This window comes from Pseudomonas sp. PB103, assembly GCF_009764635.1.
In the GTDB taxonomy this organism is placed as follows: Bacteria; Pseudomonadota; Gammaproteobacteria; order Pseudomonadales; family Pseudomonadaceae; genus Aquipseudomonas.
In genome coordinates this window covers 36,386-58,661 of sequence record NZ_RWIL01000123.1, presented here as the reverse complement: position 1 = coordinate 58,661, position 22,276 = coordinate 36,386, and the positions used below count along the sequence as shown (strand labels likewise).

At 60.1% G+C, this 22,276-nt stretch carries 22 protein-coding genes; 9 read left to right on the top strand and 13 right to left on the bottom strand.

Going from position 1 to position 22,276, the window contains the following annotated elements:
* Positions 1-13: 13 nt before the first annotated feature.
* From choV to EJA70_RS21855, 3 genes are all read right to left on the bottom strand, one after another.
* A complete protein-coding gene (gene choV, locus EJA70_RS21865; protein WP_158833446.1) occupies positions 14-1,192 on the bottom strand; it encodes a choline ABC transporter ATP-binding protein in 1,179 nt (392 codons plus the stop codon).
* Complete coding sequence (gene choW / locus EJA70_RS21860) at positions 1,189-2,034, bottom strand: choline ABC transporter permease subunit (RefSeq protein WP_008085763.1); 846 nt, start codon at positions 2,032-2,034, stop codon at positions 1,189-1,191. Before choW ends, choV begins: the two co-directional genes overlap by 4 nt.
* 66 nt (positions 2,035-2,100) lie before the next feature.
* Positions 2,101-3,048 (bottom strand): choline ABC transporter substrate-binding protein, encoded by a 948-nt coding sequence (locus tag EJA70_RS21855; RefSeq protein WP_158833444.1) that lies wholly within the window; start codon positions 3,046-3,048, stop codon positions 2,101-2,103.
* A 191-nt stretch (positions 3,049-3,239) separates the two neighbouring features.
* On the opposite strand from EJA70_RS21855, the gene EJA70_RS21850 reads away from it, so the two are divergent.
* The 3 genes from EJA70_RS21850 to EJA70_RS21840 all read left to right on the top strand — a co-directional run bounded on the left by EJA70_RS21850 (position 3,240) and on the right by EJA70_RS21840 (position 6,479).
* Positions 3,240-3,419, top strand: coding sequence for a hypothetical protein (locus tag EJA70_RS21850; RefSeq protein ID WP_045123272.1), 180 nt, complete (start codon positions 3,240-3,242; stop codon positions 3,417-3,419).
* A gap of 65 nt (positions 3,420-3,484) precedes the next feature.
* Positions 3,485-4,861, top strand: a complete 1,377-nt coding sequence (locus EJA70_RS21845; RefSeq protein ID WP_158833442.1) for an L-serine ammonia-lyase — start codon at positions 3,485-3,487, stop codon at positions 4,859-4,861.
* A 514-nt stretch (positions 4,862-5,375) separates the two neighbouring features.
* Entirely contained in the window at positions 5,376-6,479 is a 1,104-nt protein-coding gene (locus EJA70_RS21840) for a GlxA family transcriptional regulator (RefSeq protein ID WP_053124577.1), read from the top strand.
* A 113-nt stretch (positions 6,480-6,592) separates the two neighbouring features.
* Here the strand turns inward: EJA70_RS21840 and EJA70_RS21835 are convergent, their stop codons facing one another.
* The 6 genes from EJA70_RS21835 to EJA70_RS21810 form a co-directional block, all read right to left on the bottom strand.
* Positions 6,593-6,856: a hypothetical protein gene (locus EJA70_RS21835; protein ID WP_158833440.1), complete on the bottom strand. Its 264-nt coding sequence runs from the start codon at positions 6,854-6,856 to the stop codon at positions 6,593-6,595.
* Positions 6,857-7,267: 411 nt separating this feature from the next.
* Positions 7,268-8,431, bottom strand: a complete 1,164-nt coding sequence (locus EJA70_RS21830; RefSeq protein ID WP_158833438.1) for a gamma-butyrobetaine dioxygenase — start codon at positions 8,429-8,431, stop codon at positions 7,268-7,270.
* Positions 8,432-8,454: 23 nt separating this feature from the next.
* Complete coding sequence (locus tag EJA70_RS21825) at positions 8,455-8,931, bottom strand: thioesterase family protein (protein WP_158833436.1); 477 nt, start codon at positions 8,929-8,931, stop codon at positions 8,455-8,457.
* A 133-nt stretch (positions 8,932-9,064) separates the two neighbouring features.
* The gene (locus EJA70_RS21820; RefSeq protein ID WP_158833434.1) at positions 9,065-10,030 is read right to left on the bottom strand and encodes an L-carnitine dehydrogenase; all 966 of its coding nucleotides are present in this window, start codon (positions 10,028-10,030) and stop codon (positions 9,065-9,067) included.
* A gap of 157 nt (positions 10,031-10,187) precedes the next feature.
* A complete protein-coding gene (locus EJA70_RS21815; RefSeq protein ID WP_123454174.1) occupies positions 10,188-11,075 on the bottom strand; it encodes a 3-keto-5-aminohexanoate cleavage protein in 888 nt (295 codons plus the stop codon).
* 75 nt (positions 11,076-11,150) lie between these two features.
* Positions 11,151-12,095, bottom strand: coding sequence for a choline ABC transporter substrate-binding protein (locus EJA70_RS21810; RefSeq protein WP_158833432.1), 945 nt, complete (start codon positions 12,093-12,095; stop codon positions 11,151-11,153).
* 206 nt (positions 12,096-12,301) lie between these two features.
* On the opposite strand from EJA70_RS21810, the gene EJA70_RS21805 reads away from it, so the two are divergent.
* Positions 12,302-13,246, top strand: a complete 945-nt coding sequence (locus EJA70_RS21805) for a GlxA family transcriptional regulator (RefSeq protein ID WP_158833430.1) — start codon at positions 12,302-12,304, stop codon at positions 13,244-13,246.
* A gap of 143 nt (positions 13,247-13,389) precedes the next feature.
* Here EJA70_RS21805 and EJA70_RS21800 read toward each other — a convergent pair whose 3' ends face one another.
* From EJA70_RS21800 to EJA70_RS21785, 4 genes are all read right to left on the bottom strand, one after another.
* On the bottom strand, positions 13,390-13,806 hold the full coding sequence (locus EJA70_RS21800) for a DUF3010 family protein (RefSeq protein WP_158833428.1): 417 nt from the start codon (positions 13,804-13,806) through the stop codon (positions 13,390-13,392).
* 29 nt (positions 13,807-13,835) lie between these two features.
* Positions 13,836-14,159 (bottom strand): helix-turn-helix domain-containing protein, encoded by a 324-nt coding sequence (locus EJA70_RS21795; protein WP_158833426.1) that lies wholly within the window; start codon positions 14,157-14,159, stop codon positions 13,836-13,838.
* Complete coding sequence (locus EJA70_RS21790) at positions 14,143-14,397, bottom strand: type II toxin-antitoxin system RelE/ParE family toxin (RefSeq protein ID WP_158833424.1); 255 nt, start codon at positions 14,395-14,397, stop codon at positions 14,143-14,145. The genes EJA70_RS21795 and EJA70_RS21790 overlap by 17 nt, the downstream gene beginning before the upstream one ends.
* A gap of 211 nt (positions 14,398-14,608) precedes the next feature.
* The gene (locus EJA70_RS21785) at positions 14,609-15,010 is read right to left on the bottom strand and encodes a lysozyme inhibitor LprI family protein (RefSeq protein WP_158833422.1); all 402 of its coding nucleotides are present in this window, start codon (positions 15,008-15,010) and stop codon (positions 14,609-14,611) included.
* 234 nt (positions 15,011-15,244) lie between these two features.
* Here EJA70_RS21785 and EJA70_RS21780 point away from each other — a divergent pair, with 234 nt between their 5' ends.
* The 5 genes from EJA70_RS21780 to EJA70_RS21760 all read left to right on the top strand — a co-directional run bounded on the left by EJA70_RS21780 (position 15,245) and on the right by EJA70_RS21760 (position 22,269).
* On the top strand, positions 15,245-16,222 hold the full coding sequence (locus EJA70_RS21780) for a dipeptidase (protein WP_060542339.1): 978 nt from the start codon (positions 15,245-15,247) through the stop codon (positions 16,220-16,222).
* Between the two features lie 107 nt (positions 16,223-16,329).
* A complete protein-coding gene (locus tag EJA70_RS21775) occupies positions 16,330-16,860 on the top strand; it encodes a DUF5943 domain-containing protein (RefSeq protein ID WP_005792152.1) in 531 nt (176 codons plus the stop codon).
* Between the two features lie 15 nt (positions 16,861-16,875).
* Entirely contained in the window at positions 16,876-18,936 is a 2,061-nt protein-coding gene (dgcA, locus tag EJA70_RS21770; protein WP_158833420.1) for a dimethylglycine demethylation protein DgcA, read from the top strand.
* Between the two features lie 163 nt (positions 18,937-19,099).
* Positions 19,100-21,049, top strand: a complete 1,950-nt coding sequence (dgcB, locus tag EJA70_RS21765) for a dimethylglycine demethylation protein DgcB (protein ID WP_158833418.1) — start codon at positions 19,100-19,102, stop codon at positions 21,047-21,049.
* A complete protein-coding gene (locus EJA70_RS21760) occupies positions 21,049-22,269 on the top strand; it encodes an electron transfer flavoprotein subunit alpha/FixB family protein (RefSeq protein WP_158833416.1) in 1,221 nt (406 codons plus the stop codon). Before dgcB ends, EJA70_RS21760 begins: the two co-directional genes overlap by 1 nt.
* Positions 22,270-22,276: the final 7 nt, after the last annotated feature.

Sequence of the window (22,276 nt, the reverse complement as noted above, 5' to 3'; positions counted from 1 at the left end):
GTGTCCGGGTTTCTTAGCCCAGGTTCTTGCCCAGCAACGCGTGATAGAGCTCGCTGTCGCCCAGGATCCCCACCACATGATTGTTATCGTGCAGCACCAGTTTGTTGCCGGTCTGATAACGAATCTGCAAGGCGTCACGCATGCCGATGTTCGAATCCACCAACGTCGGCTTGCGCTCCAGGCCTTCCACCGCTTGCCCCGGTGCCCAGTTCTGCAAATTCAACACTGAACCGTTCTGCCGCGCACCCTTGATGGTGTTGCCTTCAGCCAGATCCAGCCACGAATCGCCGCCCGGATCCAGACACACCGAACCGTTGATGCGTTTGCACTTGTCCAGCGTGCGCATCAGGCTGCGCCCGCAGAGCACGTTGAGCGGATTGGTGTGCGCGACAAAGGTCCGCACATAGTCGTCCGCCGGGTTCAGCACGATCTCTTCCGGCACGCTGTACTGGATGATCCGGCCGTCCTTCATGATCGCGATGCGGCTGCCGAGCTTCAGTGCTTCATCAAGGTCGTGACTCACGAACACAATGGTCTTGCTCAGCTTGCGTTGCAGTTCCAGCAGTTCATCCTGCAGGCCCTGACGGATCAGCGGGTCGAGTGCCGAGAACGGTTCGTCCATCAATAGAATGTCGGCGTCCATCGCCAGCGCCCGCGCCAGACCAACGCGCTGCTGCATACCGCCAGAGAGTTCGTCGGGCTTCTTGTTACGCCATTGCGTCAGGCCGACCAGTTCGAGTTTTTCATCGACCAGCTTACGGCGTTCCTTCTCCGGACGGCCCTGCATTTCCAGACCGAAACTGATGTTCTCGCGCACCGTCAGCCACGGCATCAGGGCGAACTTCTGGAAGACCATGGCGATGCGTTTGGTGCGCATCATTTTCAGCTCGGCGGGGGTGCAGGAGGCGATGTCGATCTGCTTGCCTTCATGCTCGACGAACAGCTTGCCACGGCTCACGGTGTTGAGGCCGTTGATGCAGCGCAGCAGGCTCGATTTGCCCGAACCGGACAGACCCATCAGTACACAGATTTCACCCTTGTTGACATCCAGCGTGGCTTTTTCCACGCCGACGATCTGCCCGGTTTTCTTCAGGATCTCGTTGCGGGTCATGCCCTGATCGAGCAGCTTGAGTGCCTCGCGTGGATCCTTGGAGAAGATTACGTCTACGTCTTCGAAGCGAATTATGCTCATGCGTCACCCCCTACTTTGGCGTCGGGTTGTTTGCAGATACGGTCGAGCATGATCGCCAGCAGTACGATCGCCAGGCCCGCTTCGAAGCCCAAGGCGATATCAGCAGTGTTCAGTGCGTTGACCACCGGTTTGCCGAGTCCGTCGGCGCCTACCAGTGCGGCGATCACCACCATCGACAGCGACAGCATGATGCACTGGGTGATGCCGGCAGCGATGCTCGGCATGGCGTGAGGCAGTTCGATCCGTGAGAGCAATTGGCGACGCGAGCAGCCGAAGGCTTTGCCGGCGTCCATCAGTTCTTGCGGGACATCGCGGATGCCCAGGTAGGTCAGGCGGATCGGCGCAGCGATGGCGAACACCACCGTGGAGATCAGGCCCGGCACCACACCCAGCCCGAAGAGGGTCAGGGTAGGAATGAGGTAAACGAAGGTCGGTACGGTCTGCATCAGATCGAGTACCGGACGCATTAATGTGTAGAACATCGGTTTGTGCGCGGCGACGATGCCCAACGGCACGCCGATGACCACGCAGACCAGGGTCGCGAACAGCACCTGGGCGAGGGTTTCCATGGTTTCCTGCCAGTACCCCAGATTGAGGATCAGCAGGAAGGAGGCGATGACGAAAACGGTCAATCCCCATTTGCGCTGGATGAAATGCGCGAGCAGGGCGATGAGGCCGATCAAGACAAAAGGGTTGAACCAGGTGAGCGCAAACGTCACGCCGTGGATCATCGTTTCCAGGGTCACGGCGATTGCGTCGAAGGTGTTGGCGCCGTGTTGCGTCAACCATTCAACGAAGCCCGCGATGTACTGGCCTAGAGGTATTTTCTGATCAATCAGCATGGTAGTGAACGTCCGCATGCAAGGAAATAAACAGCCCGAGGGAGCAAGCTCCCCCGGCATAAGCGATTACTGGGCAATCTTGGCTTTCACGGCCTCCAGGCCTGGTTTACCGTCAATGGTGGTCACGCCAGCGAGCCAGGTATCGAGCACCTGTGGATTCTTTTTCAGCCAGGCCTTGGCGGCCGCGTCAGGCTTCATCTTGTCGTCGAGGATGTTGCCCATCAGTTCGCTTTCCATGTCGACGTTGAACTCCAGGTTCTTCAGCAACTGCCCGACGTTGCTGCATTCCTCGGCGTAACCCTTGCGGGTGTTGGTCGCCACGGTCGCCGCGCCGAAATCGGGGCCGAAGAAATCATCGCCACCGGTCAGGTATTGAATCTTGAAGCGCTTGTTCATCGGGTGTGGCGCCCAGCCGAGGAAGACCACGGCGGTGTCGCGTTTTTGCGCGCGGTCAACCTGCGAGAGCATGCCCGCTTCGGAGGATTCGACGACTTTGAAACCGGCTGTTTTCAGGCCGAAGGCATCCTTGTCGATCATGCTCTGGATCAGGCGGTTGCCGTCGTTGCCAGGCTCGATCCCGTAGATCTTGCCGTCGAGTTCTTTCTTGAATTTGGCGATGTCGGCGAAGTCGTGCAGACCTTTGTCATACAGGGCTTGCGGCACGGCGAGGGTGTACTTGGCGCCCTTGAGGTTGGTGCGCACGGTTTCCACGGTGCCGGCGTCGCGGTAGGCCTTGATGTCGTTTTCCATCGTCGGCATCCAGTTACCGAGGAACACGTCCATGTTCTTGCCGTCGGCCAGCGACTTGTAGGTCACGGGCACGGAGATCATGGTGGTCTTGGTCTTGTAGCCGAGGGCGTTGAGAACAACAGAAGTGGTGGCGGTGGTCGCGGTGATGTCAGTCCAGCCGACATCGGAGAAATTCACGGTACTGCACTGCGCCGGTTCTGCAGCTTGCGCCAGTAACGGCAGACTCAGCATGGCGGCCAATAACAACGACGGGGAACCTTTCATGGATGGACTCCTTGGTGTTTTTTTTGGCAGTGTTCCGACTGTGGACCACCGCACTTATAGGTTGCGGTTGGATGGCGTTCTGGAGACAGCTCTACCACGGCGCCTTGCAATCGAGTCATAACGATCATGTACCAGTGAAAATCTGACGCCTACAGGGGGGGTCGTATCCAGTACAGGGATGGTCGTATCTAGTGTCGGTGACGTCGTTTACAGCTTTTTTCTGCCCCGATCAGCCCTCTGAACCGCACAAAAACGGTGAAAACCGGGGCGAAAACGGCGCGGCGCTGGTGGACATGAGTGCGTCGGTGCCAGACGCCGTGCGTTCCGACAAAAGCCTGATGATGCGGGCATTCCGGCGGATCGCAGCTTGAGCGTAGCAGCTCCGCCAGCGGGCGCTTTCGCGTCCCGGACCGGCATCCTCAGGAGCTCTGCAGCAATGGCTATCAGCGTTTTCGACCTGTTCAAAATCGGCATCGGCCCTTCCAGTTCCCACACCGTCGGGCCGATGCGCGCGGCGGCGTTGTTTGTCGAGTCGTTGCGGGGCCAGCATCACCTGGAACAGGTGCGGCGGATCGAAGTGCAATTGTTTGGTTCGCTGTCGGCCACCGGCATCGGTCACGGCAGCGACAACGCGGTGATCATGGGCCTGATGGGCGAATGGCCGGACGCAATCGACCCGGCGCAGATTGGCCCGCGCATTCAGGCACTGCGTGAAACCGACACGCTGTTACTGGATGGTCGTTTGTCGGTGCCGTTTGTCTGGGCGCGGGACATGCGTCTGATCGACGAGAACCTGCCGTTCCACCCCAATGCCATGACGATTGTTGCCGACGGCGATCACGGCGAACTGCACCGCGACACCTACTATTCAGTCGGCGGCGGCTTTGTCGTGGATGAAGCGCAGGCGTCGAGCGGTGTGGTCGATCTGGATCGCACTGAATTGCCTTATGACTTTTCCAGCGCGGTTGAACTGCTGGATCTGTGCAAGAAGAACAACTTGCGCGTCGCTGAATTGATGATGGCTAACGAGAAGATCTGGCGCAGCGAGGAAGAAATCCGCGCTGGGCTAATGAAACTGTGGCGAGCGATGCAGGATTGCGTCGAGCAGGGGCTGAAACACGAAGGCATCCTGCCCGGCGGTTTGAATGTGCGGCGGCGTGCGGCGAAGTTGCATCGCAGTCTTCAGGAATTGGGTAAGCCCAATGTGATTGGCTCGACGCTGAGCGCGATGGAGTGGGTCAACCTGTTTGCGCTGGCGGTGAATGAAGAGAACGCGGCGGGCGGGCGCATGGTGACGGCGCCGACCAATGGTGCGGCGGGGATCATTCCGGCGGTGCTGCATTACTTTATGAAGTTCAGCGAAGCGGTGACGGACGCCAACGTGGTCGACTACTTCCTGAGTGCGGCGGCGGTGGGGATTCTATGCAAGAAGAATGCTTCGATCTCGGGCGCCGAAGTGGGTTGTCAGGGCGAAGTTGGTTCGGCGTGCGCAATGGCGGCGGCGGGGCTGGCGGAGATTCTCGGTGCTACGCCGGAGCAGTTGTGCAACGCGGCGGAGATTGGCCTGGAACACAACCTTGGGCTGACCTGCGATCCGGTCGGCGGTCTGGTGCAAGTGCCGTGCATCGAGCGCAATGCGATTGCCGCGGTGAAAGCGATCAACGCGGCGCAGATGGCGTTGCGCGGGGATGGTCAGCACTTTATTTCGCTGGATCGGGTGATTCGCACCATGCGCGATACCGGGGCCGACATGCATGACAAATATAAAGAGACCTCGCGGGGTGGCCTGGCGGTCAGCGCTGTGGAGTGCTGAGACCGCATCGGCCCAATCGCGAGCAGGCTCACTCCTACAGGGGAACGCATTCCAAATGTAGGAGTGAGCCTGCTCGCGATAGCGCTAGACCAGTCAAAACTGCGCGCTAAGTGAACACGGTCAATAAACCACGCCACCTTTTAGCGCGTCGCAATCAGATAAGAGTCTTTCCCAGCTGTTACACGCGCCCAGCCCTCCTACCGTCTGTCACCCGTGCTTGCGGTGACACTCCCCGCAAACCGCGCGCAGGCCAGTTCCCACAAGTGCTACCGATTTGCTCACAGCCACCTGAACCGCGCTTTCCCCGTCGCTGATGGCACTTCGAAATACCTTTCGTCGGACGGCTCGTATAGACGCGTCGCGACGTCGTTTTCAGGAGTTATTGAACGGCCATCCAACTTTAGGCATGGCAATTGCTCTGTCATAACAAAGCCCGTCTCCCACGCGAGAACGCTGGCAATAACAAGAGCCTCCGCCTGAGGCCATCACCCGCTTTGTGTGAGGAGATACCGCGATGACGTCGTTCAACTCCGGGGCCCAACCCCAGAACCGTGCGCCTCAATCCATCGGCTTTCTGCTGCTGGACAATTTCACGCTGATTTCTCTGGCCTCCGCAGTAGAACCCCTGCGCATGGCCAACCAATTGTCCGGTCGCGAGCTGTATCGCTGGAGCACCCTCACCGTCGATGGCGGCCAGGTGTGGGCCAGTGACGGTCTGCAAATCACTCCCGACGCTTCCATGCACAAAGCCCCGCCACTGGACACCATCATCGTCTGCGGCGGTATCGGCATTCAACGCACCGTGACCCGTGAACACGTCTCGTGGCTGCAAAGTCAGGCGCGTCAGTCCAAGCGTCTCGGCGCCGTGTGCACCGGCAGTTGGGCACTGGCCTGCGCCGGGTTGCTCGATGGTTTCGATTGCAGCGTGCACTGGGAATGTCTGGCAGCGATGCAGGAAGCTTTCCCGCGCGTGGCCATGAGCACGCGTCTGTTCACCCTCGACCGTAACCGTTTCACCAGCTCCGGTGGCACCGCGCCGCTGGACATGATGCTGCACCTGATCAGCCGCGATCACGGCCGTGAACTGTCCGCCGCGATCTCGGAAATGTTCGTCTACGAGCGCATCCGCAACGAGCAGGATCACCAGCGCGTGCCGCTCAAGCACATGCTCGGCACCAATCAGCCGAAGTTGCAGGAAATCGTTGCGCTGATGGAAGCCAATCTGGAAGAGCCGATCGACCTGGATGAACTGGCGGTGTATGTGGCCGTGTCGCGTCGACAGCTGGAGCGCTTGTTCCAGAAATACCTGCACTGCTCGCCGTCGCGTTACTACTTGAAGCTGCGTTTGATCCGCGCGCGGCAACTGCTCAAGCAGACGCCGATGTCGATCATCGAAGTGGCGTCGGTGTGTGGTTTCGTCTCGACGCCGCACTTCTCCAAATGCTACCGCGAATACTTTGGCATTCCGCCGCGTGACGAACGCGTAGGTTCCAACACCACCCAGCAAGTGGCGATGCTGCCGCTGCCGCAAGCGATCGTGATGTCGCCGCTGTCGGGGCCGATGTCGGCGTTGAGTCAGGCACGCAATGAGTCGACGTTTGCCAGCGTAAGGTTGTAGATCGAGTCATCGTTCATCGCTGGCAAGCCAGCTCCCACAGTGATCCGGGCGAACACAACATTTGTGTACCGCACCGATCCTGTGGGAGCTGGCTTGCCAGCGATGGCGTCCTGTCAGGCGATGTGGTTCTGTTGGAAATCCGCCAAGGCCGGCAACAACTGTTTGTCGATCGCCTGCCGCACCGCCGGCTGGATGCTGGCGCCGCTGGTATACATGTCCTTGACCATCTTGCGCAGTTCAAACGCGCGAACATTATCCAGACCGCGCACCGCGCACTCGCAAGCCTGCTCGGCGGTCGTGCCACTGGGTACTTGAATACCCAACGCCTTGAGCTGGCCCAACAGATCTTCCTGGTCAATCAAATCGGCGTACATCATCACGCAAATCCTTCTGTGGCAACGGAGGTCTTGCTTCGATTCTGTAAGGCTGGGGCGGGCACGGCAAGGGCGTTTTGTCTGTGTGGCTGCGACGACTATGAACAGGTCGTTTTCGGCTAACTCGTCAACAAGGGGAGTGGGCACACTGGCGCAAGCTCGCTTCACGAAGGTTTGGTCACCCTCGCACGGCAGCTCCTCAACAGTAGCTTGCGCCCCGATCCTGTCACGGCTTGCACCGGGGCTTTTTTTGGCTGTGAATCAGTTAGAGATTTGTTGTTCCTGCCGACGTCTTCGCTGGCAAGCCAGCTCCCACAAGTTTCGAGTCTGGTCGCATATTTGTGAAACGCCACCGAACCCTGTGGGAGCGGCGGTGCGACGATTCGACTTGCCCGCGATGAACGATGACGCGGTCTATCTTTGCAACACGAGGATCCGCGACAACAACTCATCCCGGTCGATATAGCAGCCCTGAAAATGCCGCGCCCCCGTGGCCGGATCAAACGCATTGCGCGCATGCAACGTGCGGCGGTTATCAAAGCACCACAACTCACCGGGATTGAGCCGCTGCATCAGCCGAAACCGCGGCTCGCGGGTCATCGCAATAAACCGCCGATACGCCCGATACAACAACGGCATCTGTTCCACCGACGTCTCAAACGCCCCGCGCAAAAAGTTCGCCATGCGAATCTCGGCGACCCTGCCCAGAGCATCCAAAGCCATGATCGGCGCCAGGCAGCGATAGTCGCTATGCCGATCCTTGTTGCGAAACTCCACGGGGATTTCACACAACGCCTGAAACGCCGCCGGATCTTCGCTGCGCAACGCATCGGCAATCGCGAAACCGTCGACAAAAATACTCTCGCCGCCCTCGGCGTCATTCACCAGGCAATGCAGTAATTGCAGCCCCGGTTGCAGCTCGCGAGTGGGCAGGTCGGTGTGCAATGGCAGGTTGAAAGCGGTGTAGGCATTGCTGTCGGCATCGGCCTTCGATTGCACGTTAAACAGCACGCCGAAGTTGCTCTCGCGGATGAACGAAATACGTTGGGCAATGAGCGTCAGCGAACCGGGCTCGGTGGGCACGCCACGCACTTGCGTCAGGCCGATGTCGCGGATGGCGAGCATCCATTGCAGCAGGGCGGCGTTGTCATTCATCAACGCCGCGTACTCGAACACCGGCAACTGCAAATCGCTGCGCCACAGATAGGGTTTCGGTTTGCCGGCCAATCGTTCGGCGCGGGAATCGTCGTCGTAGGCGTGTGCGCGCAACCAGCCCGGATCGAAACGGCTGAGGTGGCCGTCCTGCCAGTCGATGCTCAGGCAGCCGTCTGTATCGATGTTTGCGGCTGCGGGTTTCAGATCTTCAGCGGCGTCGACAATCTCGAAAACCTGCTCACGGGTAATGTTGTAGACGCAACGTTCACACGGGCAATTGTCCCGTAACCAAACGTGGTGAAACGGGCTGATGCGACCGTCAGCCCATTCAATGGCCACGCGATCCGCCAGGCTCTGCACGCCGCTTAGCGCGCTGATCAACGGATAAGTACGGAAGTCGGCAACAGCGGCAGCGGTGTTCATGGCGGCTCCTTGCGATCAATGGATTACCTGGCGAGTGGCAGCGCGATGACGCGGCCGATGTAAGCGGGCGCGGGCAAGTCTTTTTGCTCGGTGACGATGCTTTGTAGACGGCTCAAGGTGTCGGCGCTGAACGGTGCCGAACGTGGGCCGGCGAGGTCGACGTGGAGGAGCATTTGCTCGTTGCCGGCCAGTTCCTGATCGTCACCGACCTTGTGCAGGCTGTGATAGAGGTGCAGGCGTTTGCTGTCGTGGCCGATGATTTGCGTGCGTACTTCGACTTCGGTATCGAGCTTCACTTCGTGCAGATAGTTGAGGTGCAGCTCGAGGGTGAACAGCGAGTGGCCGCTGGCTTCGCGGTTGTTGCTGTCCATGCCGAGGCGATCCATCAGGGCATCGGTGGCGTAGCTGAAAATCAGCAGGTAGAAGGCATCGCGCAGGTGGCCGTTGTAGTCGACCCAGTCGGGGATGATTCTGGTTTGGTAGGTGGTGAGGTGGGGCATGTTTTCTCCTGACGCGATCGCTCCCACGCTCTGCGTGGGAACGCCTCTTGTGACGCTCTGCGTCACGCTTCTGGGACGCGGAGCGACCCGGGCTGCATTCCCACGCAGAGCGTGGGAACGATCATTAAACGGCCTATTCGCTGAAACTCATCCCGTGCTTTTCCTTGGTGGTCTTCACCGCCTCCAGCACCGCCAGCAGGCAATCATCACGATAGCGTTCCAGCGCCGAAATGCTGTGCCGACCGAGTTGATCACTGGTGCCTTCGACCACATCATCAATCAACTTGTCAGTCAGTTCCGGCGCCGGCAGATAGGTCCACGGCAACTGCAATGCTGGGCCGAATTGCGACATGAAGTGGCGCATACCTGCATCACCACCGGCCAGCGTATAAGTCAGGAACGTGCCCATGAACGACCAGCGCAATCCAGCACCAAAACGGATCGCATCGTCTATCTCGCCAGTGGTCGCGACACCGTCGTTGACCAAATGCAGCGCCTCACGCCACAGCGCTTCAAGCAAGCGGTCGGCGATGAACCCCGGTACTTCCTTGCGCACGTGCAACGGACGCATGCCGAGGGATTCGTAGACTTTCATCGCTGCCTGCACGGCTTCCGGCGCAGTGTTTTTGCCTCCGACCACTTCCACCAGCGGCAACAGGTAAACCGGGTTGAACGGGTGGCCGACCACGCAGCGTTCCGGGTTTGTCGAACTCTCGTAAAACTCGCTCGGCAACAGCCCCGAAGTGCTCGAACCAATCAACGCATTCGGCTTGGCCGCTGCGCTGATTTTGCTGTGCAGATCGAGTTTCAGCTCCAGACGTTCCGGGGCGCTTTCCTGAATGAAATCGGCATCACGCACGCACTCTTCGATGGTCGCGACAAAGCGCAGACGATCCTGCGAAGCACCCGGCGCCAGACCGTTTTTCTCCAGCGCACCCCAGGCATTGGCCACGCGTTTGCGCAGCGCTGCTTCAGCGCCGGGCGCCGGGTCCCAGGCCACGACATCCAGCCCATGGGCCAGCGCACGTGCCACCCAGCCACTGCCGATGACACCGCTGCCCAGCGCGGCGAAGGTTTTGATTTCGGTGATAAAGCTCATAGGAATTTTCCCGTGGAAAGTAATCCCTGTAGGAGCTGCCGAAGGCTGCGATCTTTTGATCTTGATCTTAAAAAACAAGATCAAAAGATCGCAGCCTTCGGCAGCTCCTACAGGTGAAATTTGGGGGGCAGTCAGAGCCCATTTTTTGAGCTGAGGGTTAACCGCGCTGGGTCAGGCCCATTTTCTTGCGACCTTCCGCCGGGGTCAGGACGCGGGCGCCGAGGCGGCTGAGGATTTCGCTGGCGCGTTCAACCAATTGGCCATTGGTCGCCAGCACGCCTTTGTCCAGCCACAAGTTGTCTTCCAGCCCGACCCGCACGTTGCCGCCAAGCAACACCGCTTGCGCCGCCATCGGCATCTGCATCCGGCCAATCCCAAACCCGGCCCACACTGCGTCGGCGGGCAAGTTATCGACCATGGCCTTCATCGTCGTGGTATCCGCCGGCGCGCCCCAAGGAATACCCAGGCACAGCTGGAACAGCGGGTTATCGAGCAAACCTTCCTTGATCATCTGCTTGGCAAACCACAGATGTCCGGTATCGAAAATTTCCAGCTCAGCCTTCACGCCCAGCTCGGTAATGCGCTTGGCGCCGGCACGCAATTGCGCCGGCGTCGAGACGTAAATGGTGTCGCCATCGCCGAAATTCAGGGTGCCGCAATCGAGGGTGCAGATTTCCGGGAGCAATTCTTCTACGTGCGCCAGACGGGTCAGCGGGCCGACCAGGTCGGTGTTCGGGCCGAACTCCATCGGGTTCTCGCCAGCGCCGATTTCGAGGTCGCCGCCCATGCCGGCGGTGAGGTTGACGATGATGTCGACGTCGGCCTCGCGGATGCGCTCCATCACTTCGCGGTACAGCGCCACGTCACGGCTGAACTTGCCGGTCTGCGGATCGCGCACATGGCAGTGCACAACCGTGGCGCCGGCCTTGGCCGCTTCAACGGCCGCCGCAGCGATTTGTTTCGGGGTGACTGGCACGTGTGGGCTCTTGGCGGTCGTGTCGCCAGCACCGGTGAGTGCGCAGGTGATGATGACGTCGTGGTTCATGGTGCGGTTTCCTTCAGGCGTGATGGGTCTGTCCGCAGCCCTTTTCGGGGCTGCGGAGCGTTGATTCGGGGTGAGTTATTTGCTGGTCAGCTGGAGGTTTTCAGCGGCCGGTTTGCCATCGAAAGTAGTCACACCTTCGAGCCAGCGCTGCTTGTCTTCGGGGTGATCCTTGAGCCATTGCTTGGCCGATTCGAAAGCGTCCTTGTGGTCGAGCAGCGGCTGCATCATCCGGCTCTCGTCCTCGGCAGTGAACGTCAGGTTGGTCAGCAGACGGCCAACGTTCGGGCACTGCTCGGCGTATTTCGGTGCGGTGACGGTCCACACCGTGGCCATGCCTTCGTTCGGGCCGAGGGCGTCATCGCTGCCGGTCAGATAGGTCATTTTGACGTTGACGTTCATCGGGTGCGGCGCCCAGCCGAAGAACACCACGGCCTCTTTGCGGCGCACGGCGCGATCGACGGCGGCGAGCATGCCGGCCTCACTGGACTCGACCAACTGGAACTTGCCGAGGCCAAACTGGTTCTTGGCGATCATTGCCTTGATCTGCGTGTTGGCGCCCGAGCCAGGCTCGATGCCGTAGATTTTGCCGCCCAGTTCTTTTTCGAATTTGGCGATGTCGGCAAAGGTTTTCAGGCCTTTGTCCGCCAGATAAGTCGGTACCGCGAGGGTCGCGCGAGCGTCTTTCAGGCTTGGTGCTTCAAGAACTTTGACCTGATTGGCATCGACGAACGGGGTGATGGTCTGCGTCATCAGCGGGTTCCAGTAACCGAGGAACAGGTCGAGGCGCTGATCGCGAATCCCGGCGAAGATGATTTGCTGGGACGCGCTGGTTTGTTTGGTGTTGTAGCCGAGGCCGTCGAGCAGGACCTGGGTCATGGCACTGGTGGCGATCACGTCGGTCCAGTTGACCACGCCCATGCGTACGTTCTGGCACGTTGCCGGGTCGGCCGCCATGACGCTGGCGCTCAAGAAAGCGGTACCGCTGAGTGCAAGAACACAGCTGCTGATCAGTCGTTTCATGTCGGGTTCCTCGGCAGGTCGTTATTGTGAGTTCCGGCATCTGTCGTGCCGGTGATGCAAAGTTACGCAGCTATACGCCCATGAAAGCGCACTGCGGCGACTGGCATTTGCACTGTAGCGACCTGTGCCCTTGAACGCCGACGACAATCGGCGTATCAACGAGCCACGCTACCCTCCCTCTCGTTACCCGCGAATCGAGTGCGCACATGTCCCAGGATTTCTACTTTCTGCTGATGCCGGGGTTCTCCGCCATCGGCTTTATTTCTGCGATCGAACCGCTGCGCGTGGCCAACCGCTTTCGTGGCGAGTTGTACCGCTGGCATGTGTTGAGTGCCGATGGCGGGGCGGTGCTGGCGAGTAACGGCATGTCGGTTAACGCCGATGCGGCGCTGGAGCCGTTGAAGAAAGGCGCGACGCTGTTGGTGGTGGCCGGGTTTGAGCCGCTGAAGTTCGCCACACCAACCCTTCAACATTGGTTACGGCGGCTGGATAACGATGGCGTGACCCTCGGCGCCATCGACACCGGCAGCTTTGTCCTCGCTGAAGCGGGCCTGCTCGATGGCCATCGCCTGACCCTGCACTGGGAAGCCATCGACGCGTTCAAGGAATCTTATCCGCAGCTCAGCGTCACTCAGGAGCTGTTCGAGATCGACCGTCGGCGCATCACCTCGGCGGGCGGCACCGCGTCCATCGATTTGATGCTCGATCTGATCGCCCAGGCCCATGGCCCGCAACTGGCGATTCAGGTCAGCGAACAATTCGTGCTGGGGCGCATTCGTCCGCGCAAAGACCACCAGCGCATGGAAGTCGCCACGCGTTACGGCATCAGCAACAAGAAACTGGTGCAAGTGATCGGCGAGATGGAGCAGCACAGCGAACCGCCGTTGACCACGCTGCAATTGGCAGAATCGATCAAGGTGACGCGGCGGCAACTGGAACGGTTGTTTCGGCTGCATCTGAACGATACGCCGAGCAATTTTTACCTGCGCCTGCGCCTGGAAAAGGCCCGGCAGCTACTGCGCCAGACCGATATGAGCGTGCTCGAAGTCAGCATCGCCTGCGGCTTCGAATCCCCGTCGTACTTCACCCGCAGCTACCGCGCCCGCTTCGCCCGCTGCCCGCGCGAAGACCGGCGTACCGCCCAGGCCTGAGTGGTTTCAGCAACACCCTAGAACCCTGTGGGAGCGGGCTTGCCCGCGATGAGGCCAGCACATCCAACAGTGTTATTGCCTGACACACCGCCATCGCGGGCAAGCCCGCTCCCACAGGTTCCAAGGTGATTTCGGGAATCGGGTTACTTCTTCACCAACGCCGAACACGCCGCCTTATAAGCCTCATGCTGATACTTGTTCAACGTCCCCGGCAGTTCAAAATTGTGCTTCTTCGCCTGCGCATTGATCGTCTGCGGCGACAACAACGTCACCTCGCAGCCATCGAGCAACTGGAAAATCCCTTCAATCTTGAATGTCGTCGGCCCACCGGCAAACTCACCCTTCTTGCTGCGCTTCTTGATCGCAATCCGGTCAACCGAATTCTCCCGCACAAACGACGCCACCTGCGCCGCGAACAACTTCACGTTGGCCGCTTCGTCATCCTCTTCGAGGGCGATTTTCTTGGTGGCGAGGGGAACGTGGCTCAAGGCCGAACCGTCGAGAGCGGCCACGGCGATGATCGCTTCGCTGCCTTTGATTTCAATGCCGCAGATGTTCATGGGGAATTCCTTGAAGTGAAGAGGACAGCTTACAGCTCAAGCTGATTGGCGGTGATGCCGAACGCCGCTGCAATTCTCTCACGCGTAGCCTTGCGAGGCTTGGCGACGGTTTCCTGCTGGGCAAACGCCGGTTGCGAAATGCCCATGCGTTTGGCGACTTCTTCCTGAGTCAGGTTGAGGTGCTCGCGCCAGGCACGGATCGGTGTCGCCCCGTCGACCATGCGGCTAACCACCTCATGGGGGATCAGATCGGGCTGCATTTTTTGCGCAACGTATTGCGCGTATGGAATGACCACGAAGGCTGGGTTGCCCTCTGCGTCGTTGATGATTTGGATGTCAGTAGGTGCGTTCATCGCGTTTTTTGACCTCTTGAATACTGACCACTTTGATTGCGCCATCCCAGTCGAACATGACTCGATAAGTGCCGACACGCAGGCGGTAGGCGTAGTCATGGCCAATCAGTGCTTTGACATTGCCTACATCAGGCATGTTGGTAAGCGCCGTAATGGCATCTCGAACCTGTACCTGATGCACGGAGTGCAATTTCAAGAGTTGCTTAACGGCCTTTCGTGTCCAGTGGATGCTGTTCATGGAAGAATATAAGTCTTTTATAAGATTCGCGAATCTTTGCTTATATTTTAAAGGCGGCCAATCAAGAACTGTTGTCAGCATATTGCGTGAAAGGCCCGTAGATCGAGGCTTTCACGCAATAGGCGTAGGCGATGTCGGTATTTTCCGTAAGAAGAGGAGATTCACGCGGTGAAAGCAAAAAGCGGTTCCAATTTTCCTCCGAGTTTAAGGACTATTCCTGCCCAATCGACTCCAAAAACTCCGACCGCTCATCACTCATCCGCGCCACGCAGTCATTCTGCGCAATCGTAAACGCCTTGCTGCCAGCAGTGGCCGGGAACGCCTCCACCGCGCAATCCGCGTCCCGCGTCTTCAGCCACTGCTGCTGAGCCGTCTTGATCTTGGCAGTGATGTCCGCCAATTGCGTCGCATTTTTGCCATACGCCGTCTGCATGCGTTCGGTCAGGCTGGCGTAGTTGTCCTTGAGCAGGTCTTCGGCGGTCGTGCGGCTGTAGGTCGAGCATTCCAGGGTCTGGACGTCGTTTTCGACGGCGTCGCAGGGGTTGTTGTCGGACTCTTCGGCGGCGTGTACGCCGGTCGCAATCAGTGCCAAAGCCAGGAAGATCGATTTCATTGTTGTCGCCGCTCTAATCCAGTGGTGTTTCCAAGATGCCGGAGATTCTGGCTCAAGCTTGCGGGCTTGAACAGGTAGCTGATCGGAGCGGCTGGCGACCCTTTGTCGCGGATTGACGCTTTCGGCAATTCCCCTGTCGTTTTTGCACCCGGTCGCCCCGGCACCGAGGCATATGCTGGCCCCAAAGCGCCGGCAGACGATTCGGCGCATGAATCGCCAATAAGGGGACGCCTGATGAGCCCAGCCGAATTACACGCCGACAGCATCGTTATCGACGGTCTGATCATTGCCAAATGGAACCGCGAGCTGTTTGAAGACATGCGCAAGGGCGGTCTGACGGCAGCCAACTGCACTGTGTCGGTGTGGGAAGGCTTTCAGGCGACCGTGAACAATATTGCCGCCAGCCAGAAGCTGATCCGCGAAAACAGCGACCTGGTGATGCCGGTGCGCACCACCGCCGACATCCGCAAAGCCAAGGAGCAGGGCAAGACCGGCATCCTCTTCGGCTTCCAGAATGCCCACGCCTTTGAAGATCAGATCGGCTATGTCGAGGTGTTCAAGCAGCTCGGCGTTGGCATCGTGCAGATGTGCTACAACACCCAGAACCTGGTCGGCACCGGTTGCTACGAGCGTGACGGCGGCCTGTCGGGCTTCGGTCGTGAAATCGTTGCCGAGATGAACCGCGTCGGCGTCATGTGCGACCTGTCCCACGTCGGTTCCAAGACTTCTGAAGAAGTCATCCTCGAATCGAAAAAACCGGTGTGCTATTCCCACTGCCTGCCGTCGGGTCTCAAAGAGCACCCGCGCAACAAGTCCGATGAAGAACTGAAGTTCATTGCCGACCACGGCGGTTTTGTCGGCGTGACCATGTTCGCGCCGTTCCTCGCCAAGGGCATCGATTCGACCATCGACGACTACGCCGAAGCGATCGAATACGTGATGAACATCGTCGGCGAAGACGCCATCGGCATTGGCACCGACTTCACCCAGGGTCACGGTCAGGACTTCTTCGAATACCTGACCCATGACAAGGGCTACGCCCGCCGTCTGACCAGCTTCGGCAAGATCATCAACCCGCTGGGCATCCGCACCGTCGGCGAGTTCCCGAACCTGACCGAAACCCTGCTCAAGCGCGGCCATCCCGAGCGCGTGGTGCGCAAGATCATGGGTGAGAACTGGGTCAACGTCCTGAAAGACGTCTGGGGCGAGTAACGCTTACTCAAGACCGCCGCCGATCTGCTCCCTCTCCCTCTCGGAGAGGGCTGGGGTGAGGGCCGCGGCCAACACTGAATCTAAAATTTTTCTGGAGTTAAGTTTCCATGGCCAAGATCGCCCCGCAATTGCCCATCGAAGTCGACAGCGAGACCGGTGTCTGGACCTCCGACGCCCTGCCGATGCTCTACGTGCCACGGCATTTCTTCGTCAATAACCACATGGGCATCGAGGAAGTGCTGGGCGCTGACGCCTACGCCGAGATCCTCTACAAGGCCGGCTACAAGTCCGCCTGGCACTGGTGCGAAAAAGAAGCCGAATGCCACGGCCTGGAAGGCGTCGCGGTGTTCGAGCACTACATGAAACGCCTGTCGCAACGCGGCTGGGGCCTGTTCAAGATCCAGGACATCGACCTCGACAAAGGCACCGCCAGCGTCAAGCTCGAACACTCGGCATTCGTCTATGTGTACGGCAAGGTCGGACGCAAGGTCGACTACATGTTCACCGGCTGGTTTGCCGGGGCCATGGACCAGATTCTTGAGGCGCGCGGCAGCAAGATTCGCACGGTTGCCGAGCAAGTCTACGGTGGCTCCGAAGAAGGCCACGACGACGGCCTGTTCACCGTCAAGCCGTTGTAAGTCGAGGAACCCGCCATGGCTTTCGAAGCAATGTTCCAGCCGATCCAGATCGGCAAACTGACCATCCGCAACCGCGTGCTCAGCACCGCACACGCCGAGGTCTACGCGACTGACGGTGGCATGACCACCGACCGCTACGTCAAGTATTACGAAGAGAAAGCCAAGGGCGGCATCGGCCTGGCGATCTGTGGCGGCTCCTCCGTGGTCGCCATCGACAGCCCGCAGGAATGGTGGAGCTCGGTCAACCTGTCGACCGACCGGATCATCCCGCACTTCCAGAATCTGGCCGACGCCATGCACAAGCATGGCGCCAAGATCATGATTCAGATTACCCACATGGGCCGGCGCTCGCGCTGGGACGGCTTCAACTGGCCGACCCTGATGTCGCCGTCGGGGATCCGTGAGCCGGTGCACCGCGCCACCTGCAAAACCATCGAGCCGGAAGAAATCTGGCGGGTCATCGGCAACTACGCCCAGGCCGCGCGCCGGGCCAAGGCCGGTGGTCTTGACGGCGTTGAACTGTCGGCGGTGCACCAGCACATGATCGACCAGTTCTGGAGCCCGCGCGTCAACAAGCGTACCGACGAATGGGGCGGCACCTTCGAAGGCCGGATGAAGTTCGGTCTGGAAGTGCTGAAAGCCGTGCGCGCCGAGGTCGGTGACGATTTTTGCGTGGGCATGCGTCTGTGCGGTGACGAGTTCCACCCGGACGGTTTGTCCCACGAGGACATGAAGCAGATCGCCAAGTATTACGACGACACCGGCATGCTCGATTTCATCGGCGTCGTCGGCTCGGGTTGTGACACCCACAACACCCTGGCCAACGTGATTCCGAACATGAGTTATCCACCGGAGCCGTTCCTGCATCTGGCCGCCGGGATCAAGGAAGTGGTCAAGGTGCCGGTGCTGCACGCACAGAACATCAAGGACCCGAACCAGGCTACGCGGATTCTTGAAGGCGGCTACGTCGACATGGTCGGCATGACCCGCGCGCACATCGCTGACCCGCACCTGATCGCCAAGATCAAGATGGGCCAGATCGACCAGATCAAGCAGTGTGTCGGCGCCAACTATTGCATCGACCGTCAGTACCAAGGTCTGGACGTGCTGTGCATCCAGAACGCCGCGACCTCCCGTGAATACATGGGCGTGCCGCACATCATCGAGAAATCCACCGGGCCGAAACGCAAAGTGGTGATCGTCGGTGCCGGCCCTGCCGGGATGGAAGCGGCACGCGTTGCCGCCGAGCGTGGCCAAGACGTGACCCTGTTCGAGAAGAAAGAATTCATCGGTGGGCAAATCACCACCGCCTCGAAAGCACCGCAGCGCGACCAGATCGCCGGCATCACCCGCTGGTTCCAGCTGGAACTGGCGCGGCTGAAAGTCGATCTGCGACTGGGCACGGCGGCTGATGCCGACACCATCATGGACTTGCGTCCGGACGTAGTGGTGCTGGCGGTCGGCGGGCATCCGTATCTGGAACAGAACGAACACTGGGGCGCTGCCGAAGGGCTGGTGGTCAGCAGTTGGGACGTGCTCGACGGTAAGGTTGCGCCGGGCAAGAACGTGCTGGTCTACGACACCATCTGCGAGTTCACCGGGATGTCGGTTGCCGACTTCCTCGCCGACAAGGGCAGCCAGGTCGAGATCGTCACCGACGACATCAAACCGGGCGTGGCCATCGGCGGTACGTCGTTCCCGACATACTACCGCAGCATGTACCCGAAAGAAGTGATCATGACCGGCGACATGATGCTGGAAAAGGTCTACCGCGAAGGCGACAAACTGGTCGCGGTACTGGAAAACGAATACACCGGCGCCAAAGAGGAACGGGTGGTCGACCAGGTGGTGGTGGAGAACGGCGTGCGTCCGGATGAGGAAATCTACTACGCGCTCAAAGAGGGTTCGCGTAACAAGGGCCAGATCGACGTCGAAGCGTTGTTCGCGATCCAGCCGCAACCATCGCTGAGCGAGACGGGCGACGGCTACTTGCTGTTCCGCATCGGCGACTGCGTGGCGCAGCGCAACATCCACGCCGCGATCTATGACGCGTTGCGGTTGTGCAAGGATTTCTAAGGGCTAGTGAACCGATCGTTCCCACGCTCTGCGTGGGAATGCCGCAATGGACGCTCTGCGTCCGCTTGGGACGCGGAGCGTCCCGGGATGCATTCCCACGCAGAGCGTGGGAACGATCATTGAACGCCGTGTTTCTCCAGGTTGTACTGGTGGGAGCTTCACCATGTTGAACACCCTTCTTCCAATCCTGTTGTTCGCAGCTATCGGCCTTGGTGTCCTCGGCGCGTTGCGGCGGGTGGCCATGTGGCGCCGGGGCCGGGCCTCGAAGGTCGATCTGATCGGCGGCCTGCTCGCCATGCCCAAGCGTTACATGGTCGATTTGCACCATGTCGTCGCGCGGGACAAATACATCGCCAACACCCACGTGGCCACGGCCGGCGGTGCGGTGGCGTCGATTGTGCTGGCGCTGCTGGTGCACGGTTTTGGCCTGCATAACCGCATTCTCGGTTACGCCTTGCTGCTGATGACGGCGGTGATGTTCGTCGGCGCGATCTTCGTTTATCTGCGTCGGCGCAACCCGCCAGCGCGGCTGTCGAAAGGCCCGTGGATGCGCCTGCCGAAAAGCCTGCTGGCGTTCTCGGCGTCGTTCTTCCTGCTGACCTTGCCGGTGGCTGGAATCCTGCCGGAGAACTTCGGTGGCTGGGTGCTCGCGGGCATCCTCGGGATCGGCGTGTTGTGGGGCGTGTCGGAACTGTTCTTCGGCATGACCTGGGGCGGGCCGATGAAGCACGCCTTCGCCGGTGCTTTGCACTTGGCTTGGCACCGTCGCGCCGAACGTTTTGGCGGCGGTCGTTCCACCGGTTTGAAGCCGCTGGATCTGAACGATCCGAACGCACCACTGGGGGTGGAAAAACCCAAGGATTTCACCTGGAACCAGTTGCTCGGTTTTGACGCCTGCGTGCAGTGCGGCAAGTGCGAAGCTGCATGCCCGGCCTTCGCCGCCGGCCAGCCGCTGAACCCGAAAAAACTGATTCAGGATATGGTCGTCGGCCTCGCGGGCGGCACCGATGCAAAATTCGCCGGCAGCCCGTATCCCGGCAAACCCATTGGCGAACACTCAGGCAATCCGCATCAACCAATCGTCAACGGTCTGGTCGACGCCGAAACCCTGTGGTCGTGCACCACCTGCCGCGCCTGCGTCGAGGAATGCCCGATGATGATCGAGCACGTCGACGCCATCGTCGACATGCGCCGTCACCTGACCCTGGAAAGAGGCGCGACGCCGAACAAGGGCGCCGAAGTCCTCGAAAATCTCATCGCTACTGACAACCCCGGTGGTTTTGCCCCGGGCGGGCGGATGAACTGGGCGGCGGATTTGAATCTCAATCTGCTCAGCGAAAAGAAATCCACCGACGTGCTGTTCTGGGTTGGCGACGGTGCGTTCGACATGCGCAACCAGCGCACCCTGCGCGCCTTCGTCAAAGTGCTGAAAGCGGCGAAAATCGACTTCGCCGTGCTCGGTCTCGAAGAACGTGACAGCGGTGACGTGGCCCGCCGTTTGGGCGACGAAGCAACCTTCCAGTTGCTCGCCAAACGCAACATCCAGACCCTGGGCAAATACAGCTTCAACCGCATCGTCACCTGCGATCCGCACAGCTTTCACGTGCTGAAAAACGAGTACGGCGCGTTCGACGGCAACTACTTGGTGCAGCACCACAGCACCTACATGGCGGAAATCATTCAGGCCGGCGCGCTGAATCTCGGACAGCACAAAGGCAATAGCGTGACCTATCACGATCCGTGCTACCTCGGTCGCTACAACGGCGAGTACGAAGCGCCGCGTGAAGTGCTGCGTGCGCTCGGCATCGAAGTCAAAGAGATGCAACGTTCCGGCTTCCGTTCGCGCTGCTGCGGCGGCGGTGGCGGGGCGCCGATCACTGACATTCCGGGCAAGCAGCGGATTCCCGACATGCGCATGGAAGACATCCGCGAGACCGGCGCCGAACTGGTAGCCGTGGGTTGTCCACAGTGCACGGCGATGCTCGAAGGCGTGGTCGAACCGCGTCCGCTGATCAAGGACATCGCCGAACTGGTCGCCGATGCGCTGCTCGAAGACGCCGCGCCGAGCAAGCCTGCGACCCCGGCCAAACGTGAACCTGCGGAGGCCCACTGATGAGCGATATTATCCGCCGCGACCCGCGCGCCGAATGGATTGCGCGTAACCGCCTGCACCCGTTGCATGCGGCGATGCAACCGGCGCAACACAGCTGGATGGGGCCGAACGGCATCCTTCGCAAGAATCTGCACGGCATCGGTTTTATCGGCCCCAACGGCATCAAGCGGATCGATCGCAGCGGCGCGCAACAGGGCGGGGCGGTCAAACGTTCGGCCGCTGTGGAAGTGCAATTGCCGCTGCATCAAGTGCCGGCCCCGGCGTTCTTCATCAGCGTGGTGCCGGACATGGTCGGTGGCCGCTTAAGCAGCCACGACCGCGATTTGCTTGGCCTTGCCCATCAACTCGCGGGCCAGGACGGCGCAGTATTGGCGGTGGTCTTTGGCGAGCACAAGGAAAACGCTTTCGCCACTGCCGGGGTGGATCGCTTGCTGGTGCTCGAAGGTGAAGAATTCAGCGGTTATGCACCGGAGCAACGGGTACAGGGTCTGCGTGCTGTGGATAACCAGTTCAACCCGCGTCACTGGCTGCTGCCGGACAGTCGCAGCGGTGGCGGCGAACTCGGCCGACGCTTTGCGGCGGCACTCGGCGAGCGCCCGGCCACACGGGTCTGGCAGGTCAAGGATCAAGAGTGCATCGGCCGCGCCGGCGCTGGGCTGCAAGACCTTGCCCGGCCGGTTGCGCGGTTGATTCTGGCTGCCGCCGAATGCGCCGAGCCGGTCAGCGAAACCCGCCATGAAGCCTTGCCGGTAGAGTTATCCACAAGCGTCGCGCGCAGCCTGTCGCGGATCGAAGATCTCGGTGCGGTAGCAGTGGACCCGGCGGCGATTCCGATGGCCGAAGCCGAATTCATTTTCTCCGGCGGCAACGGCGTCAAGGACTGGCAGCTGTTCCACGCAACGGCGGCGGCGCTCGGTGCTACAGAAGGCGCCTCGCGGGTTGCCGTCGATGACGGCTTCATGGCCCGTGATCGCCAGGTCGGCGCGTCCGGCACTTGGGTTACCGCACGGGTCTATGTGGCTGTGGGTATCTCCGGGGCGATCCAGCATCTGCAAGGTATTGGCGCCTGCGACAAGGTGGTGGCGATCAACCTTGACCCGGGATGCGACATGATCAAGCGTGCCGACCTCTCGGTGATCGGCGAGAGCGCGGCGATTCTGCAAGCGTTGATCGAAGCCGTTTCGGCTTACCGCAATGAATCCAAGCGCGATGCGGCCTAAGGAAACG

Coding starts and splice junctions, on each gene's coding strand:
- EJA70_RS21795 (WP_158833426.1), bottom strand. CDS start 14,159: ATGAACGCACCTACTGACATCCAAATCATCAACGACGCAGAGGGCAAC.
- EJA70_RS21805 (WP_158833430.1), top strand. CDS start 12,302: ATGTCCCAGGATTTCTACTTTCTGCTGATGCCGGGGTTCTCCGCCATC.
- EJA70_RS21845 (WP_158833442.1), top strand. CDS start 3,485: ATGGCTATCAGCGTTTTCGACCTGTTCAAAATCGGCATCGGCCCTTCC.
- EJA70_RS21820 (WP_158833434.1), bottom strand. CDS start 10,030: ATGAGCTTTATCACCGAAATCAAAACCTTCGCCGCGCTGGGCAGCGGT.
- dgcB (WP_158833418.1), top strand. CDS start 19,100: ATGTTGAACACCCTTCTTCCAATCCTGTTGTTCGCAGCTATCGGCCTT.
- EJA70_RS21785 (WP_158833422.1), bottom strand. CDS start 15,010: ATGAAATCGATCTTCCTGGCTTTGGCACTGATTGCGACCGGCGTACAC.
- choW (WP_008085763.1), bottom strand. CDS start 2,034: ATGCTGATTGATCAGAAAATACCTCTAGGCCAGTACATCGCGGGCTTC.
- EJA70_RS21825 (WP_158833436.1), bottom strand. CDS start 8,931: ATGCCCCACCTCACCACCTACCAAACCAGAATCATCCCCGACTGGGTC.
- EJA70_RS21775 (WP_005792152.1), top strand. CDS start 16,330: ATGGCCAAGATCGCCCCGCAATTGCCCATCGAAGTCGACAGCGAGACC.
- EJA70_RS21800 (WP_158833428.1), bottom strand. CDS start 13,806: ATGAACATCTGCGGCATTGAAATCAAAGGCAGCGAAGCGATCATCGCC.
- EJA70_RS21835 (WP_158833440.1), bottom strand. CDS start 6,856: ATGATGTACGCCGATTTGATTGACCAGGAAGATCTGTTGGGCCAGCTC.
- EJA70_RS21840 (WP_053124577.1), top strand. CDS start 5,376: ATGACGTCGTTCAACTCCGGGGCCCAACCCCAGAACCGTGCGCCTCAA.
- dgcA (WP_158833420.1), top strand. CDS start 16,876: ATGGCTTTCGAAGCAATGTTCCAGCCGATCCAGATCGGCAAACTGACC.
- EJA70_RS21810 (WP_158833432.1), bottom strand. CDS start 12,095: ATGAAACGACTGATCAGCAGCTGTGTTCTTGCACTCAGCGGTACCGCT.
- choV (WP_158833446.1), bottom strand. CDS start 1,192: ATGAGCATAATTCGCTTCGAAGACGTAGACGTAATCTTCTCCAAGGAT.
- EJA70_RS21760 (WP_158833416.1), top strand. CDS start 21,049: ATGAGCGATATTATCCGCCGCGACCCGCGCGCCGAATGGATTGCGCGT.
- EJA70_RS21780 (WP_060542339.1), top strand. CDS start 15,245: ATGAGCCCAGCCGAATTACACGCCGACAGCATCGTTATCGACGGTCTG.
- EJA70_RS21790 (WP_158833424.1), bottom strand. CDS start 14,397: ATGAACAGCATCCACTGGACACGAAAGGCCGTTAAGCAACTCTTGAAA.
- EJA70_RS21830 (WP_158833438.1), bottom strand. CDS start 8,431: ATGAACACCGCTGCCGCTGTTGCCGACTTCCGTACTTATCCGTTGATC.
- EJA70_RS21855 (WP_158833444.1), bottom strand. CDS start 3,048: ATGAAAGGTTCCCCGTCGTTGTTATTGGCCGCCATGCTGAGTCTGCCG.
- EJA70_RS21815 (WP_123454174.1), bottom strand. CDS start 11,075: ATGAACCACGACGTCATCATCACCTGCGCACTCACCGGTGCTGGCGAC.